This window comes from Micromonospora andamanensis (assembly GCF_016863495.1).
Lineage (GTDB): Bacteria > Actinomycetota > Actinomycetes > Mycobacteriales > Micromonosporaceae > Micromonospora > Micromonospora andamanensis.
Genome location: NZ_BOOZ01000014.1, coordinates 100,721 through 117,156 on the forward strand (window position 1 = coordinate 100,721; position 16,436 = coordinate 117,156).

A 16,436-nucleotide genomic window follows, 5' to 3' on the forward strand; every position below is an offset into this window, starting at 1 on the left:
GCCCGTCGGCTCGGTAGCACTGGTGTGCTAAATCCCTGCTAGGCTGCGGGCATGTCGCAGACCGCGTACCAGCCGTCGATGCTGGAGGTCACCGACGCGGCACCCACCCTCAGCCCGCTGACCGGGCGACCGCGTCGGCACCCGCTGAGCCGGGGCGCCTGGATCGACCACCTGCCCGGCTGGGTGCACGGTTCCGACCAGGTGCTCGACGTGCTGCTGCGCGAGGTGCCGTGGCGGGCCGAACGCCGCACCATGTACGACACCGAGGTCGCCGTGCCCCGGCTGCTCTGCTGGTACGGTGCCGGCCGGCCGTTGCCGCACCCGGTGCTGACCGCCGCCCGCGCGGCGCTGACCCGCCACTACGCCGACGAGTTGGGCGAGCCGTTCGTCACCGCCGGCATGTGCCTCTACCGCGACGGCCGGGACAGCGTCGCCTGGCACGGCGACACCCAGGGCCGGTCCGCGCACACCGACACCCTTGTCGCCATCGTCTCCTTCGGCTCGCCACGCCAACTGCTGCTGCGGCCCCGTGGCGGTGGCACCAGCCTGCGGTTCCCGCTGGGCCACGGCGACCTGGTGGTGATGGGTGGCTCCTGCCAGCGCACCTGGGAGCACGCGTTACCCAAGACCGCCCGTCCCGTCGGCCCCCGGGTCAGCGTCCAGTTCCGCCCGGCCGGCGTCGCCTGAACCCAGGCGGGGCACGCAAGCTTCAGCTCACGCAGCTGCCGCCTCGTCCTGACCACTCTCGCTGGCACCGCCAGGCGAGCCGTTCGTCGCCACCGGCCGAGCCCTCTTCCTTGGCGCCAGCTGCGACACTCGTTGCGCAGAGATTCCCAGAAGTGCGCCCGCGTCGCGAACCGTGTAACCCTTGGCCAGCAGTGCACGCGCGGCAGTGATCGTCGCCTCTTCGGCGGACTCCTCGGCCCTACGCAGGGCACTACGTGCTTTGCGTGCCCGGGTCACCTCCTGCGGCAGTTCGGGCCGCACCTCGACGTCAAAGCTGCTCGGATCGACGTCGAGCATGAGAGCGATGGCCTCCCGTGCCATCGGTTCAACCTGGTCCAAGCGGCGGGCCTGCGAGAATACGCCCTTGAGTTCCAACACGGTGATCGCCCACCACGCGCCCGAGCGCACGCACGTAACGGTGTACCTCATCAGCGACAGCCCCTTCCTACCGCAAGCCGAGAGAGCGCAAGATCGCCCGCGCCGTAAGTTCGTTGATCTCCTTGTGTCTAGGTATGACGACGTTCTGCGAGCCGTACCTGAAGATCGTATGGCTGCCACCTTCGCGTACTTTCTCGAACACCACGCCCGCTTCAGCCGCCGCCTTGCCGATCTTGCCAATCAGGTCTACCCGCTTCACAACTCCAGTCTAGGATAGTGGAATAAACAAGTAAATTCGACTAGACGTCGGCGGGTCGGGGGCGGGGGCAGCACGGTCCGCCTCATGGCAGGCACCCTGCTAGGCAGCATCGTGAGTCGGGTGCGGCATGACAGGCTTCATACCTGATGCGCGAGCGAGGTTACGCCGCCGCCTTCGCCTCTCGCCCGCGCGTCGGAGTCCCCGGCCTCGGCCGAGGACTCCGACACTCGCTCAGAACTGTGCGAAGAACCGCCACACCTCGCCCTTGGTCCACGTCCTGGCGCCGCTGTCGCCGCCACCGTCGACCGGGCCAGGGGTGTGACCACCGTCGAACGCGCCCCACTGCACCGGGTAGCCGGCGCGGCATCCCGAGTAGGCGGTGGTGATGTGCGTCCGGCTGCCCGCCGCCGGCTCCGGCGGGTTCTGCGGGGTGCAGCCGTTGTTGCGGACGAACCTGTCGCGCAGCGACCGCCCGCTCGTGATGTTGTCCGAGATGCCGTGAATGCCGAAGTACGCGACCGGCTGGGTACCGCCGCTGCACCCGCTGAGTTCCCGGGGAGCGCCGTAGACCGCGACCGCCCGGAAAACGGTCGGCCGGGCGCAGGCGAGGGCGTAGCTCATGGCCCCGCCGTAGCTGAATCCGAGAGCGAAGCGCTGCGCCGTGTTGACGCAGAGGTCACTCTCGATCCGCCGGATCATGTCGTCGACGAACGTGACGTCCTCACCACCGGAGTTGGCCCAGCCGTTGCCGATTCCCTGGGGCGCGACCAGGATGGCGCTGTTGTTCGACTGCTCCTGCTGGCCGTAGTACGCCCAGGCGGCCCCGTCGGCTCCGCCGTAGGCGACGTCGCCGGAGGTGCCCCCCAACCAGTGGAACGCGAACATCAACCGGTAGCGGGTGTTGCTGTTGTAGTTGGCGGGCAGCCTCAGGATGAAGCTACGGCTCTTGCCGCTGCTCTGGATGGTGTGCGAGCCGCTGCCCAGCGTCGGCGTCCGGCCGCACCCCGCGCCCGGCTCACCGGTCGGTGGTGGCGACGTGGGGTCACCGCCGCCGTCGACCCGGGCGAGCTGCCACTGCTGGTTTGTGCCGTTCCAGTCGGCGTACTGCACGATGTTCGCGCCGTCAGCAGTGGAAGCGCCCTGTACCTCGACGACCTTACTGCTGTGCCGGCTGATCAACCGCACGTGACCGCCGTCCGAGTCGGCCAACCGGAACTGCTGGTTGCTGCCGTTGTGATCCGACCACTGCACGACCCCCGCACCGTCGGCAGTCGACGCGTTCGACACATCCAGGACCTTGCCGGAATGCCGGGACTTCAACCGGTAATAGCCGCCACCAGAGTCCACGAACTGCCACTGCTGATTCGCGCCGTTGTTGCGCGTCCACTGACTGATCCGCGCACCATCGCTGGTGGCCAGGCCATACACGTCAAGCGCCTTACCACTGTTCCGGTTGACCAGCACGTACCAGGCGTTGGTGTCCACTGTCGCCGCCGCCGCGGGTGCCGCGTTCACCGCGACCAGGCTGCCTGCCACCAGGACCGCCGCACCGACCGCGGCCGCGACCGACCGTTTCCGACGCCTGGGCGGGGAGGCGGGACGAACCTCACCAGTCATTGATCCACTCCTTCGACTAGGACCACGCGCGATCGGGAAGGATGCGCGTTGTCGCAGGCACCGACGTTGTGGATGGCGGTGTCGACACGTCGGGCCGCAAGCGAGCAAGCCTCAACGTATCGTCGTCATACGTCATACGTCAATGACAGGTGTCGATGGATTGCGGCGTGCCGGACGGTCGCGGCCGGCACGCCGCCGTTGAGCAGACAGCTACCTACTGGCGGTCGATCTGGTGACCCACCACGGCCGGGCCGAGCATGACGGCGAAGCCCGAACCGTCGCGACGTGGATCAGCCGCGGGCAGCTCCACCGCCTCACCGTTCGCCGTCGACCCCACCGGCCGGGGGCCGACCCAACCGACCACCACGTCGGTCTCACCCTTGAGGAACCGATGGGCACGCACCCCGCCGGTCGCCCGCCCCTTCGCCGGGTACGCCGAAAGCGGCGTCACCTTGACCGTCGCGCCTGTCGACGTGACCACCATCGGCTCACCGTGCGCCGGATCGTCGGTGCGGACCGCGCCGAAGAACACCACCCGCGCCCCGGACGGCAGGGCGATGCCGGCCATCCCGCCACCCCGCAGCCCCTGCGCGCGAATCGTCCCGGCGGGGAACCGCAGCAGCGAGGCCGCGCTGGTCAGGAAGGCCAGGGTCTCGCCGCCGTCGACCAGCCAGGTCGCCCCGACCACCTCGTCGCCGTCCCGCAGCCCGATCACCTCGAACTCGTCGGACCGCACCGGCCAGTCCGGGGCGCACACCTTCACCACGCCCTGCCGGGTACCGAGCGCCAGGCCCGGCGAACCCTCGGCGGAGGCGCCCAGCGGTGCCAGGCCGACCACCGTCTCCCCCGGCTCCAGCGGCACCAGCTCGGCGGCCGACATCCCGCCCCGCAACGACACGGTGCCGGCCTGCTCCGGCAGCACCGGCAGCGGCAGCACGTCCACCTTGAACGCCCGGCCGGCACTCGTCACGAGCAGTACCCGACCCCGCGCCGTGGAGTGCACCACGGCGCGTACCGCGTCGTGCTTGACCCTGCCGTGCCGGCGACGTCCCTCGGCGGCCTCCTCCGACTCGGCCGCAGTACGAGCCACCAACCCGGTCGCCGACAGGATCACCTGGCACGGGTCGTCGGCCACCTCCAACGGGCCCGCTGGCACCGAAGCGGCGAGCACCTCCTTGAGGTCACCGTCGACGAGCGTGGTCCGCCGGGGAGCGGCGAACTGCTTGACCACGGCGGCCAGCTCGTCCGAGACGACCTTCTTCAGCACGTTCTCGTCGTCCAGGATCGTCGACAGCTCGGCGATCTCGCCGCGCAGCTTCTGCTGCTCGGCCTCCAGCTCCAGCCGGTCGTACTTCGTCAACCGGCGCAGCGGGGTGTCCAGGATGTAGTTGGCCTGGATCTCGGAGAGCTTGAACTGGCGCATCAGGCCGCTCCGGGCCGCCTGGGCGTCCTCGCTGGCCCGGATCAGCTTGACCACCTTGTCGATGTCGAGCAGGGCGATCAGCAGCCCGTCGACCAGGTGCAGCCGCTCCTCCCGCTTGCGCTTGCGGTACGCGCTGCGCCGGGTCACCACCTCGTACCGGTGGGCCAGGAACACCTCCAGCAGCTCCTTGAGCCCCAGAGTGCGCGGCTGCCCGTCGACAAGCACCAGGTTGTTGACGCCGAAGGACTGCTCCAGCGGGGTCAACCGGTAGAGGTCGGCGAGCAGCGCCTGCGGGTTCACGCCTACCTTGCACTCGATGACCAGCCGGGTGCCGCTCTCGCGGTCGGTGAGGTCCTTGACATCGGCGATCCCGGTGAGCCGCTTCGTCTTGGTCACCTCGTTGGTGATGGCCGCGATGACCTTCTCCGCGCCGATGCCGTACGGCAACTCGACAACGGTGATCGCCTGCCGACCCCGGCTGCCCTCCAGCGGCCCGATCTCCACCTTGCCCCGCATCCGCACCACACCACGGCCGGTCTCGTACGCCCGGCGCACCTCGTCGAGGCCGAGCAGCATGCCGCCGGTGGGCAGGTCGGGGCCGGGCACGAACTCCATGAGCTTGTCGAGGGTGGCGTTCGGGTGCCGGATCAGCCACCGGGCCGCGGCGACCACCTCGCCCAGGTTGTGCGGGATCATGTTCGTCGCCATCCCGACCGCGATCCCGGCGGCGCCGTTGACAAGCAGGTTCGGGAAGGCGGCCGGCAGCACTGTGGGCTGGGTCAGCGAGCCGTCGTAGTTGGGCTCGACGTCGACGGTGTCCTCACCCAGCTCACCGACGAGCAGCATCGCCTCCCGCGACATCCGAGCCTCGGTGTATCTCGCCGCTGCCGGTCCATCGTCTGAGCTTCCAAAATTTCCATGCCCGTCGATGAGTGGCACGTTCAGCGAGAAGTCCTGCGCCAGCCGGACCATCGCGTCGTAGATCGCGGTGTCGCCGTGCGGGTGGTACTTGCCCATGCAGTTGTGGACTATGTAGCCCTCGGCGGCGAACGCGTGGTCGTCGGCTCCAACCTGGATGTCGTAGGTGACGGCAGGGGCTACGGCCTCAACTGCGGCAACGCGAAGGAAAGAGCGGCCGGACAACGTCTCAAGCCGGTTCGCAAGCGGTGAGCCGATTCTCCGAAGTTTGCGCACCCACCCGTCGCGTTCCGCGCGCCACAGCGGGAACGACCGCTCCGAAAGGTGCACACCATTCCGGTCTTTGCCGTAACGCACCTTGCTTCCAGCACCCGACAGTGACGCCCGAAAAGCTTTACCGCCCACCTCGTGGAACCACCCGCCACCTCGATGCGCCTTGGTGAACTCCTGCATCACTGGACCACAAGGAAGACGGTCGTTACCCTGTTTACCGCCGTAGGGATATCCAAGCTCCATCACCCGCCGAAGCCCCTCGTGCTTGTATGGAATTCGCACCCAGGGCAGAAGCAACTCGGCAACGGCAGCGGCGTCCCGCCCAGTAACGGCAAGGCCGCAGAGCGGGTGGTCGCCGGCTCGGTTGCTGGTCCAGTGGTGGCCGTGCACTCCCAAATCAGCAAGTATGGCGTATACCTGATGCACCAACGTCTCGCTGGTGCTCACAAAGACGACCTCTCGAAAACGTTTCCGCACATAGCCGTCGCCGTCGAAGAAGCCGGCGAGAAACGGCGCCCAGGCGGAGCGGTTTTCGATGATGTCGTCCGGGATCCGCTTGGCACGGCTGAGCGGCGTCGCAACGTCTAGCAGGCCCGGATGCCGGGCGAACGTGATGATGTGCTGGTCGCGATGGCCCGGCTTGGCTGCCTCGCGCTTGCCGCGAGTGGCATTCAATCCATTGGCTATAGCCCAACCGTGCGCGGCATCGAGCGGCTCTTCGTCGCACATGTGTAGTCGGACACGACCGTCTGCGGCTCGTGCACGATCGGCGGGGAAGCCCTCGGCTACAACGAGCCCGCGGACGTAGTCGTAGATGTCCCCACCCGGGATGGCGGCCTGCCAGCGACGTCCGCCGTAAGCCAGTGTCAGGTGATTCTTCAGGTCCCGAGCTTCGGTCCAGCCAATGGTCAGATCATCATTTACGACCCGAAACCGTTGGCCGGGCGTGACGACCATGGTGTGACCATTGCTCCAGGTGATTCGGACCAGTTCCGACACGGGATTTCGGTAAACCTGGGTGACCGGAGTGGCGGCGCCATCCCCGTCCAACACTAGGTTACCAATCTCTATGTCCTCGATAGCCCTGAGACCTTCGGGTGTGGAGACTAGCGTTCCCGCGACGAAACAGTCGCCGACGATCCGGGCGGACTTCACGTGCGCCCGGTCCGGGCGGTGGCCCTGCTCGTACATCGACCAGAGGATGCGTCGGTGCACCGGCTTGAGGCCGTCGCGCGCGTCGGGCAGTGCCCGGGAGTGGATGACCGAGAAGGCGTACTCCAGGTAGGAGTCGGAGACCTCGGTGGTCAGCGGGTTGTCGATGATCCGCGCGCCGGCCAGGTCGAACGCGGAATGGTCGACCTTTGTCTCCTTGCGGCGTGCCATGGCTCAGCTTTCCTTCCGAGAGACGCGATGGTCAGGCGTCGATGGCGGCACGGTCGACCCGGTCGGCGGAGTCGATGAGCCAGTTGCGGCGGGGCTCGACCTTCTCCCCCATCAGCAGTTCGAGGATCCGCTCGGCGGCGTCGACGTCGTCCAGGGTGATCCGGCGTACCGCGCGGGTGGCCGGGTTCATCGTGGTCTCCCACAACTCGTCGGCGTCCATCTCGCCCAGACCCTTGAAGCGCGGGATGGGCGTGACGATCTGCTTGCCGGCCTTCTCCAGCTTGCGCACCGTCGTCTCCATCTCCACCTGGGTGTAGGTGTAGATGGTCTCCGGGTTGCGCCCCTTGGTCGTGATCTTGTGCAGCGGCGGCATGGCGGCGTAGAGCCGGCCCGCCTCGATCAACGGCCGCATGTACCTGGCGAAGAGGGTGATCAGCAGCGTCCGGATGTGCGCGCCGTCGACATCGGCGTCGGCCATGATCAGCACCCGGCCGTAGCGCAGCGCGGACAGGTCGAAGGTGCGCCCGGAGCCGGCACCGAGCACCTGCACGATCGCCGCGCACTCGGCGTTGTCGAGCACCTGCTGAAGGCTGGCCTTCTGCACATTGAGGATCTTGCCTCGGATCGGAAGGAGCGCTTGAAACTCCGCAGAACGGGCAAGTCGGCCTGTCCCGAGGGCGCTGTCCCCTTCCACGATGAACAATTCACTCCTGTCGATGCCCGAGGCGCGGCAGTCGACGAGCTTGGCGGGCATGGCCGCGCCTTCGAGGGCGGTCTTGCGGCGGGCCGCGTCCTTCTGCTGCTTCTGGGTGAGGCGTACCCGGGACGCGTCGACGATCTTCTGGAGGACGGTGCGCGCCTCGGTGCGCGTCTTGCGGTCGTCCAGCCAGGACTTGACGTGCTGCTCGACCAGGCTCTGCACGACCTTCGTGATGCCGGCGGTGGAGAGCTCGTCCTTGGTCTGCGAGGTGAACTGCGGCTCGGGCACCCGCACGTGCACCACAGCCGTCATGCCCTCCAGCACGTCGTCCAGCGTTGGCGCGTCCTCTTTGGCCTTGAGCAGGCCCCGGGTGTTGCGTACGGCGTCGGCGAGGGTACGCGCCAGCGCCCGCTCGAAACCCTTGCGGTGGGTGCCGCCGTGGGCGTTGCGGATGGTGTTGGTGAAGCACTCGACAGTGCGTTCGTAGCCGGTGCCCCAGCGGAAGGCGATCTCGACCTCGGCCCGGCGCTGCACGTTCGACTGCATCACGCCGTTGGCGTCGGCGGCGTTCTCCCGGTACGTCCCCTCGCCGGTGACCAGGAGGGTGCCGGAAACCGGTCGGTCGCCGGCCGGGGCGAGGAACTCCACCATGTCGGTGAGGCCGTTGGGATAGTGGAAGCGCTCCTCGGTGGGCTCCTCCGTGGTGCGGTCGCGCAACGTGTAGCCGACGCCGGGGACCAGGAAGGCGGTGTGCCGCAACTTGGCCCGCACCGCGTCGTGGTCGAGCGTGGCACCGGTCTCGAAGTAGCGGGGGTCGTGCCAGTAGCGGATCGAGGTGCCGGTGCGCTGACCGCGCTTCACCGCGCCGACGACCTGGAGCCCGGGGCCGGGGGTGAACGGCGCGTCGGGGCCGTCGCCGTCGAAGATGCCGGGCACGCCGTGCCGGAACGACATGGTGTGCACCTTGCCGCCCCGGCGCACGGTGACGTCGAAGCGGCGGGACAGGGCGTTCACCGCCGAGGCGCCGACACCGTGCAGGCCGCCGGAGGTCTTGTAACCGGAGCCGCCGAACTTGCCTCCGGCGTGCAGGCGGGTGAGCACCAGCTCGACGCCGGAGATGCCGGAGCGGGCGTGCACGTCGGTGGGGATGCCCCGGCCGTTGTCGTCGACCTGCACCGAGCCGTCGGCGTGCAGGATGACCTCGACGCTCGTGGCGTGGCCGGCGACACCCTCGTCTGTCGAGTTGTCCAGGATCTCGTTGACGAGGTGACCCACGCCACGGCTGTCGGTGGAGCCGATGTACATGCCGGGCCGCTTGCGGACGGCGTCCAGCCCCTCGAGGTGGGTGAGGTCGTCGGCCCCATACAGGGTGTCAGGCTCTGCGGTCAACTGGTCGTACTCCCCGGTCTCGGCGATGTGCTTCCCCGCGCCGTCGGCGGTCGGCCCGGCGCGGACACGCCGCAGCGAGCGTAGCCGCACGCCCCGACAACCTGTACGGACACCCGCCCGGCACGCCGAGGGCCGCTGTTGGCGGACCTGCTGCGGTCAACACCCCGGTCGCCGGCCTTATGCCCACCGGCGCTGGTCGGGGTCCGCCCCGGACGGCCGATCGCGGCAGCCCCGTCGGCCCCTGCCGAACCGCCCGTCACAGATGTTTCCCACTGTTGACGTTCGTCACACGTGCGTGATCTCATCACCGCACCAGAAGATCTTTCATATTTCCATGAACGGATGGGGATGCCGATGTCCGCGTTGCGTCGTACCGCCGCCGCGATGGCCCTGGCCGTCGCCGCGGCGACCCTCTCCCCCGCCGTCGCGGCCCCCGCCGCCTCGGCCGCGCCACCCACCGCGGCGGTGGCCCTCGGCGACAGCTTCATCAGCGGCGAAGGCGCCGGCGCCTACCAGCCGGTGGTCGACGCGACAGGCGTCGCGCGGGGCTTCCCGGGATGGACAGCCCCCAACAACGACGCCTTCTTCTGCCACCGCTCGGCCAACGCCTCACTGCACCAGGCGACGCTGCCCGGCATCCAGAACCGGTTCAATCTGGCCTGCTCCGGCGGCCAGCCGCACGACATCGCCGCCGCCTCGTCGGCCCGGACGAACGGGCGGCAGGTCGCCGCCCAGCTCGACCAGCTCCGCGCGGTCGCGCAGACCCACGACATCGACCTGGTGCTGATCGGGCTCGGCTCGAACAACAGCTCGTTCACCTTCGGCGGGGTCGCCGAGAAGTGCGCCAACCGGTTCATCGCCGACGCCTGGACCGGCTGGTGGGAGTTCTGGGCGTACCTGGGCGGGCCGGTGGAGCAGAAGCCCTGCACGGACGCCGACCTGGCCACCGCCGCGCAGCTCACCGCCGCGACGGCGGAGACCACCTCGGCGGTACGCCAGATCCTGACCACCCTGCGGGAGGTGGACGCCGACGGCCAGCACCGGGTGGTGTTGCAGGACTACACCAACCCGCTGCCGCTGGACCTGGCCCCGACGTACCACTCGGAGGACAGCCGGGACGACACCCGGGACAAGTTCCGTGCGCTGGGCGCCGAGCGGTACGCGTCCGGCTGCCCGATCCACCGGGCGAGTCTCGCGCCCGGTCACCGGTTCTCGCAGGGCCTCGGGAGCATCGTGCGCTCCGCCCGGGACACCCTGGCCGCCGAGTTCACCGGCACCGACCTGGTCTACCTCAACGTGCAGCGGGCCTTCGACGGCGCCCGGCTCTGCGAGAACACGAACAGCCCGACCGGCACCCTGGCCACCCCGATCCGGCTGATGGACAACCCGCCGAACGGGACCTTCGTGACAAGCCTCTCCGGCAAGGACAAGATCGCCATCCAGCGGATCGCCAACACCTGCGTGAGCTACTTCCAGACCTGCCAGGAGTCGTGGCACCCGAACGCCGCCGGGCACCAGGTGCTGGGCCAGTGCCTCTCCGGCGCGGCCACCGCCACGGCCCGCTCGGTCGCCTGCGTACGCGCCTCGAACGGCACGATAGGCGTTTCCTGACCGGCCCGAACCCGGGTCGTGGTGCCCCGGAACCCGAACGGGTTCCGGGGCACCGTCGTTCCGATCCGTGCGTGGCGGGCCGACGACCCGCGCGGGGGCGGCCCCCGGCGACTACCTACCCGCCGGTAACCTGTGGTCGTGAACGCGGTGGAGTACCAGCAGGAGTTCGTCCAGGTCGACGGCGCCCGCCTCGGCGTCCAGGTCTACCCGGAACCCGAGGGGGTGACCGACGCCCCGGTGGTGCTGATCGCCCCGGCGATGGGGGTCCGGGCCCGCTACTACCGGCCGTTCGCCGCCGCGCTGCGCGCCGCCGGACTCGCCGTGGTCGTGGCGGACCTGCGTGGCACCGGCGAGAGCACTCCCCCGCCCAGCCGCGCCTGCCGGTACGGCTACGCGGAACTGGCCGCCGACATCGGGGCGGTACGGGCGGCGCTCAAGCCCCGGCTCGACGGCCGGCGGACGGTGGTGCTGGGGCACTCCCTCGGCGGCCAGGCCGCCGTGCTGCACCTGGCCCTGCACGGCGGGCACGAGGTGGACGGGCTGGCCCTCATCGCGGTCGGCATCCCCTACTGGCGTGACTTCACAGGTCTCCGGCGGTACGGGTTGCTGCCGGTATCCCAGGGCATCGCCGCCACGGCCCGGTTGCTCGGGGTCTGGCCCGGGTGGGGCTTCGGTGGCCGGCAGGCGCGCGGGGTGATCCGCGACTGGGCGCACACCGCCCGCACCGGACGCTTCCCCAAGGTGGACGGGGTGGACGCCGAGGCGGCGGTGCGGCGGATCCGCACGCCCGTGCTGGCGATAAGCGTCGACGGCGACCAGTACACCCCGCACCCGACGCTGGACCGCCTCTGCGCGAAGCTGACCGCGGCACCCGTCGAGCGCGAGCGCTACGGCGCGCCGGGCACCGCCCTGGACCATTTCACCTGGGTACGCGCCGCCGGGCCGCTGGCCGCGCGGGTCGCCGACTTCGCCACCACCCTGCCCGTACGCTGACCCCGGTCAGGCCGCCGGGCCGGCCGCGCCGCGCCGACGGAACCGGAACAGCAGTCGGGCCACGGTCATCGGCAGCAGGTGCAGCACCACCACCAGCACGGCCGCCAGCGTGGCGATCTGACCGGCGGAGAGCCCGGCCAGGGCCAGCACGAGCCCCGCGCACGCCACGGTGACCAGCGCGTGGCCCGCGATCCGCAGCGCGATCCGCCAGGGTGAGGAGTCCACCTCGGGCTCGACCGATCGCCGCAGCGCCGCGCTGACCGCCGCCGCGAGCGCGGTCAGTCCGGCGAACTGCAGGGCCCAGAACGCCACCCGCCAGACACTGGCGTCGTCGGTCGCCGACGGCGCGACCAGGGTGGTCAGCGCGAGCCCGAGGAAGGCCGGCGGCCACGCGAGGACGAAGGCGGTCGGCACCGCCAGCGCGATCCTGTTCGACAGACCCGGCTGTGGGCTGACCTCCTGCGCGATGCGGTCGGTCACCTCTTCGGAGGCCCACACCAACCCGCGGTCGGAGCCCGTTTCCGGTGCCGGATGTGACATGCGGCGAGCGTAGTGGGGCCGGTCAATCCGCCCGAGGGCGGACGTGCCCGCGAGCGGTCCACCTCCACGCAGGCGACGTGACCTGCCTCACGCGACATCACAGCTGTCGGTCCTGCGGTGTCTTGAGGCCGAACCCTGACGCGAAGGAGACACCATGAACCAGCACACGAACGTGGTCGTCATCGGCGGCGGGTACGCCGGTGTCATGGCCGCCAACCGGCTGACCCGGCGCGCCGACGTGCGGGTGACGCTCGTCAACCCCCGGCGGCACTTCGTCCAGCGGCTACGCCTGCACCAGGTGGCCGGCGGATCCGCCGAGGCGGTCGCCGACTACCGGGACATCCTGGCCGACCGCGTCCGGCTCGTGGTCGACGCCGCCACCGGGATCGACGCGGCGGGGCGACGGATCACCACCGGATCCGGCCGGACCATCGACTACGACCATCTGATCTACGCGGTGGGCAGTGGCAGCGGCGACCCGGGAGTCCCCGGGGCGGCGCAGCACGCCTACCCGGTCGCCACCCTGGAGGAGGCACAGCGACTGGCGACGGCAATCGCCGCCGCGCCGCCGACGGCCACGCTGACGGTGGTCGGTGCCGGCGCGACGGGCATCGAGACCGCCGCCGAGTTGGCGGAGACGGGCCGTGCGGTGACCCTGGTCTGCGGCGGTGTGCTCGGACCGTACCTGCATCCCCGGGGTCGACGGTCGGTCGCCAGGCGACTGGCCGCACTCGGGGTGACAGTGCTCGACGGCCCCGGCACGACGGTGACGGCTGTGACGTCCGACGCGGTGCGGCTCGGCGACGGCCGCGAACTCGTCAGCCCGGTCACCGTCTGGGCGGCCGGGTTCGGCGTGCCGGACCTGGCCGTGCGCAGCGGGCTGCGCACCGACGCACTGGGTCGCCTGCTCACCGACGAGACGCTGACGAGCGTCGACGACGTGCGCATCGTCGGGGCCGGTGACGCGGTCGCGCCGTCGGACCGGCCGTTGCGGATGAGCTGCCAGTCCGCGCGTCCGCTCGGTGCGCACGCCGCCGACACGGTGCTCCGTCGGATCGCCGGTGCACAACCCGAGCCGATCAACATCGGGTTCTTCGGCCAGTGCATCGGGCTGGGCCGTCGGGCCGCCACCGCGCAGGTCGCCGGCAGGGACGACACCGCTAACGGGTTCTACCTCGGCGGCCGGCTCGCCGCCACGCTCAAGGAGTACGCCATCAGGTCCATGCTGAAGGAGTTGGCGCACGAGGCACGCGAGCCCGGCTCGTACCGCTGGCCGTTCAAGGATGACAAGCGCCGTCAGGTGCTGCGGACCGGGCGTGACAACGCGCCGACCACAGTGGAGCGGACGGTCTAGTCCGTCGGTGCGCGGCACGGTCAGGCCGGGCCGTGGCCGGGCACCGACCTCGCACGAAGGAGAGGCCGAGGCAGTGTGTGACCCCGCCGCCGACCCGGCGACCGAAGCCTTCGTCGCCCACCGCAACCTGCTGTTCACCGTCGCGTACGAGATGCTCGGATCGGCCGCCGACGCCGAGGACGTCCTTCAGGAGACCTGGCTGCGATGGGCCGCAGCCCGGCGGCCGTACGCCAGATCGCGCACCGGGCCCGGCAGCACGTCAGCGCCCGCCGTCCCCGCGAGGTGGTCTCCCCGGGTGAGACCCGGGCGGCGTTGGAGTCGTTCCGACGGGCGGTCGAGACCGGCGATCTCCAGGAGCTGCTCGACGTGCTCGCCCCCGAGGTCGTCCTGGTCGCCGACGGCGGTGGGGTGCGGCAGGCGGTGCCGCGCCCGATCGTCGGCGCCGACAAGGTGGCCCGCATGATCCTCGGTGGTCTCCGCAAGGTGCCGGGCCAGCTGACCGCGGCCGTCACGCTGCTCAACGGCGGCCCGGCCCTCGTCGTGCACCTGAACGGTGAACTCGACGGCGTGCTGGCGGTCCGGGTCGGGACGGCCGGCATCGGGGGCATCTACTACGTCCGTAACCCGGAGAAGCTGACCCGGGTCGAGTCCGAGACCCGACTCGCCCGCCGCTGACCCGCCGGGGGCGGGCGTGGAGCCCGGGTCGCGGCGATTAGCCCGGCCCGAGGCGGGTAAGCCGCGGCGCCCGACACGGTGGAAGGGGACCAGATGTCTGACAGCCACACCGCACTACGCTCGATGCACGACCTGGGCCTGGCGGCCTGGTTCGGCGGCTCCCTGATGGGTGCCTTCGGCGTCAACGGTGCCGCAGCCCGGATCGGCGACTCGACCCAACGACTTCCGGTGGCGTCCACCGGCTGGAACCGGTGGACGCCGGTGAACGCGGCGGCGATCGGTGCCCACCTCGCCGGCGCGGTCGGTGAACTGGTGACCGAGAGCCCACGGATGGCCGCACAGGCCGGGGTCGGTCGGGCCAGCACGGTGAAGACCGCGCTGACCGTGGGCGCCCTGGCGGTGACCGGGTACAGCCGGCTGCTCGGCATGCGACTGGCCAAGGCCGGCCGGCCTTCGGTCGAGGGGGTCACCGAACCGAACCAGCAGACACCGGCGAACGTGGCGTCCTGCCAGCGCCAACTGAAGATGTTGCAGTGGGCCATCCCGGCGCTGACCGGTGCCTTGATCGTGGTCACCACCTACATGGGTGAGCAGCAGAAACCGGGGCAGGTCCTGCGCGGCATGATCGGTCGCGTCGGTGGCCTGGGGCACGCGTCGAAGACGATGGGCAAGGGCGCTGGCGGGATGGCGGCGGCCAAGGCGATCCGGCAGATGACGATGTCCGGCCGCTGAACGGCGGCGAAGGTGCACGACCGCCAGCGCACACACGTGCCGGCGTCGGTCCCAGGCGGACCGACGCCCGCGCACCGACCAGCGAGGTGGCCATGACCGACCGGGACAGGCAGGACCGGGCACCCGAGGGTGTCGCGCCCTGGGGGACCACCGACGGCTTCGACGCGGATCCGCCGTGGGGTGCCGGCGACGACTCCCCGATGGGGGAGGGCAGCGAGGAGACCGCGGTACCCGAGGGACGGCGCGGTGAGCGGCGCGCGGCCGGTCCGCTCGCCGGTGACCCGACGGATCGGCCCGCCGGGCGGCACGGGTTCGGCTCGGTGGAGCCGACCCGTACGCCGGTGGCCGGGCCCGGGGCGCCGCCGGACCCGGCGCCGTCGCGACGCAGCTTCCCCGACGACGAGGCCGGGGGCGACCTGCCGGACAACGCGCTGGAGGAGGCGACCGGGATGCACCCGGAGGGCACCGGGCGCGGCTGAGCGTCGGGCGTCCGGTCAGGACGGTACGGCCCCCCGGGCGGCGACCCCGAGCAGGCCGGCCAGCCGTTCCGCGTCGCGTTGAGCCTGACCCGCGCAGCAGTTGTTGAACAGCACGTGCAGCTCGTCGGCCTGGTCGGCGAGTTCGACGAGCAGCTCCGACCAGCGGCCCAGTTCCTCGTCGCCGTAGGCGTACCGGAACCGGTCCTCCTTGTCGCCGCTGGTCCAGCCGCTGCTGTGGCCATGGAACCGGATCATCGCCAGATCGGCGGTCGCCACCGGGATCGGCGGCACCGAGTCCGGATGCCCCTGCGGCATGTCCACGCAGCAGAAGGTCAGCCCTTCGGCACGGAGGAAGGCGAGAGTTTCCAGCGCCGCCGTCCCCTCGAACCAGGAGGCGTGCCGCAGCTCGACGGCGACCCGCCACGGCCGGCACCGCGACGCCAGCTCCGCGATCCGTCGCCGGGCCGCCTCGCCCCGGGCCAGCCACGGCGGGAACTGCAACAGCACCGCACCGAGCCGGTCGGCCGCCGCGATCGGCGTCAGCGCCGCCCGGAACCGGCTCCACAGCTCGTCGTACGCGGCCGTCGGCAGGTCGCGCCGCCGGATCCGGGCCGGGCCGCCGGTCGGGCGCAGGTCGGCGGGCAGCGTGGCCACCGGGGTCGGGTGGCCGGTGAACAGGCTGAACGCCTTGACGTTGAAGGTGAATCCCTCGGGGGTGGCGTCGACCCAGCCCTGCGCGGTCTCCGGCGCGGGCACCGCGTAGTACGACGTGTCCACCTCGACCAGCCCGAACCGGTCGGCGTAGTGACGCAGCCGGCCGGCCGGGTTGTTCACCTGGCGCGGGTACCAGCCGGAGCGCACGAGCGTCCGGTCCGCCCAGGAGGACGTGCCCACCTTTATGACACCCATGTAGTTCAGTGGACCGCGCAACGGGCCGCTCGGCAACCGCTGCGGCGGTGACCTGCGGGTCGGTCCGTTGGTACCGT

General features: G+C 70.7%; 14 protein-coding genes and 2 pseudogenes. 7 read left to right on the plus strand and 9 right to left on the minus strand.

Annotation, left to right across the window (positions count from 1 at the left end; genetic code table 11):
- Positions 1–51 precede the first annotated feature (51 nt).
- Entirely contained in the window at positions 52–687 is a 636-nt protein-coding gene (locus tag Van01_RS14240; protein ID WP_204006948.1) for an alpha-ketoglutarate-dependent dioxygenase AlkB, read from the plus strand.
- 27 nt (positions 688–714) lie between these two features.
- On the opposite strand, the gene Van01_RS14245 is transcribed toward Van01_RS14240, so the two are convergent.
- From Van01_RS14245 to Van01_RS14265, 7 genes and pseudogenes are all read right to left on the minus strand, one after another.
- Entirely contained in the window at positions 715–1,134 is a 420-nt protein-coding gene (locus Van01_RS14245; RefSeq protein ID WP_204006950.1) for a type II toxin-antitoxin system HicB family antitoxin, read from the minus strand.
- A gap of 37 nt (positions 1,135–1,171) precedes the next feature.
- The gene (locus Van01_RS14250; RefSeq protein ID WP_204006952.1) at positions 1,172–1,363 is read right to left on the minus strand and encodes a type II toxin-antitoxin system HicA family toxin; all 192 of its coding nucleotides are present in this window, start codon (positions 1,361–1,363) and stop codon (positions 1,172–1,174) included.
- Between the two features lie 231 nt (positions 1,364–1,594).
- Entirely contained in the window at positions 1,595–2,980 is a 1,386-nt protein-coding gene (locus Van01_RS14255) for an RICIN domain-containing protein (protein ID WP_204006954.1), read from the minus strand.
- A 214-nt stretch (positions 2,981–3,194) separates the two neighbouring features.
- A complete protein-coding gene (locus Van01_RS33630) occupies positions 3,195–5,837 on the minus strand; it encodes a DNA gyrase/topoisomerase IV subunit A (protein ID WP_373306260.1) in 2,643 nt (880 codons plus the stop codon).
- Between the two features lie 84 nt (positions 5,838–5,921).
- A pseudogene (locus Van01_RS33635) lies at positions 5,922–6,734 on the minus strand (LAGLIDADG family homing endonuclease); the annotation flags it as partial.
- A pseudogene (locus tag Van01_RS33775) lies at positions 6,720–6,977 on the minus strand (DNA gyrase subunit A); the annotation flags it as partial. The pseudogenes Van01_RS33775 and Van01_RS33635, both read right to left, overlap by 15 nt.
- A 31-nt stretch (positions 6,978–7,008) precedes the next feature.
- The gene (locus Van01_RS14265) at positions 7,009–9,066 is read right to left on the minus strand and encodes a DNA gyrase/topoisomerase IV subunit B (RefSeq protein ID WP_204007214.1); all 2,058 of its coding nucleotides are present in this window, start codon (positions 9,064–9,066) and stop codon (positions 7,009–7,011) included.
- A 354-nt stretch (positions 9,067–9,420) separates the two neighbouring features.
- Between Van01_RS14265 and Van01_RS14270 the strand changes: the two genes are divergently transcribed.
- The gene (locus Van01_RS14270) at positions 9,421–10,677 is read left to right on the plus strand and encodes an SGNH/GDSL hydrolase family protein (RefSeq protein WP_204007216.1); all 1,257 of its coding nucleotides are present in this window, start codon (positions 9,421–9,423) and stop codon (positions 10,675–10,677) included.
- Positions 10,678–10,815: 138 nt separating this feature from the next.
- Positions 10,816–11,670 (plus strand): alpha/beta hydrolase family protein, encoded by an 855-nt coding sequence (locus tag Van01_RS14275; protein ID WP_204006958.1) that lies wholly within the window; start codon positions 10,816–10,818, stop codon positions 11,668–11,670.
- A 6-nt stretch (positions 11,671–11,676) separates the two neighbouring features.
- Here Van01_RS14275 and Van01_RS14280 read toward each other — a convergent pair whose 3' ends face one another.
- Entirely contained in the window at positions 11,677–12,210 is a 534-nt protein-coding gene (locus Van01_RS14280; protein ID WP_204006960.1) for a hypothetical protein, read from the minus strand.
- Positions 12,211–12,364: 154 nt separating this feature from the next.
- On the opposite strand from Van01_RS14280, the gene Van01_RS14285 reads away from it, so the two are divergent.
- The 4 genes from Van01_RS14285 to Van01_RS14300 all read left to right on the plus strand — a co-directional run bounded on the left by Van01_RS14285 (position 12,365) and on the right by Van01_RS14300 (position 15,450).
- Positions 12,365–13,564, plus strand: coding sequence for an NAD(P)/FAD-dependent oxidoreductase (locus tag Van01_RS14285; protein ID WP_204006961.1), 1,200 nt, complete (start codon positions 12,365–12,367; stop codon positions 13,562–13,564).
- Positions 13,565–13,768: 204 nt separating this feature from the next.
- Positions 13,769–14,239: a sigma-70 family RNA polymerase sigma factor family protein gene (locus Van01_RS33025; protein WP_239099089.1), complete on the plus strand. Its 471-nt coding sequence runs from the start codon at positions 13,769–13,771 to the stop codon at positions 14,237–14,239.
- Positions 14,240–14,332: 93 nt separating this feature from the next.
- The gene (locus Van01_RS14295; RefSeq protein WP_204006963.1) at positions 14,333–14,971 is read left to right on the plus strand and encodes a hypothetical protein; all 639 of its coding nucleotides are present in this window, start codon (positions 14,333–14,335) and stop codon (positions 14,969–14,971) included.
- Between the two features lie 92 nt (positions 14,972–15,063).
- Positions 15,064–15,450 carry a hypothetical protein gene (locus Van01_RS14300; RefSeq protein ID WP_204006965.1) on the plus strand — a complete coding sequence of 129 codons (387 nt, stop codon included), beginning with the start codon at positions 15,064–15,066 and terminating at the stop codon, positions 15,448–15,450.
- A gap of 15 nt (positions 15,451–15,465) precedes the next feature.
- Here Van01_RS14300 and Van01_RS14305 read toward each other — a convergent pair whose 3' ends face one another.
- Positions 15,466–16,359: a DUF72 domain-containing protein gene (locus Van01_RS14305; RefSeq protein ID WP_204006967.1), complete on the minus strand. Its 894-nt coding sequence runs from the start codon at positions 16,357–16,359 to the stop codon at positions 15,466–15,468.
- Between the last annotated feature and the right edge of the window lie 77 nt (positions 16,360–16,436).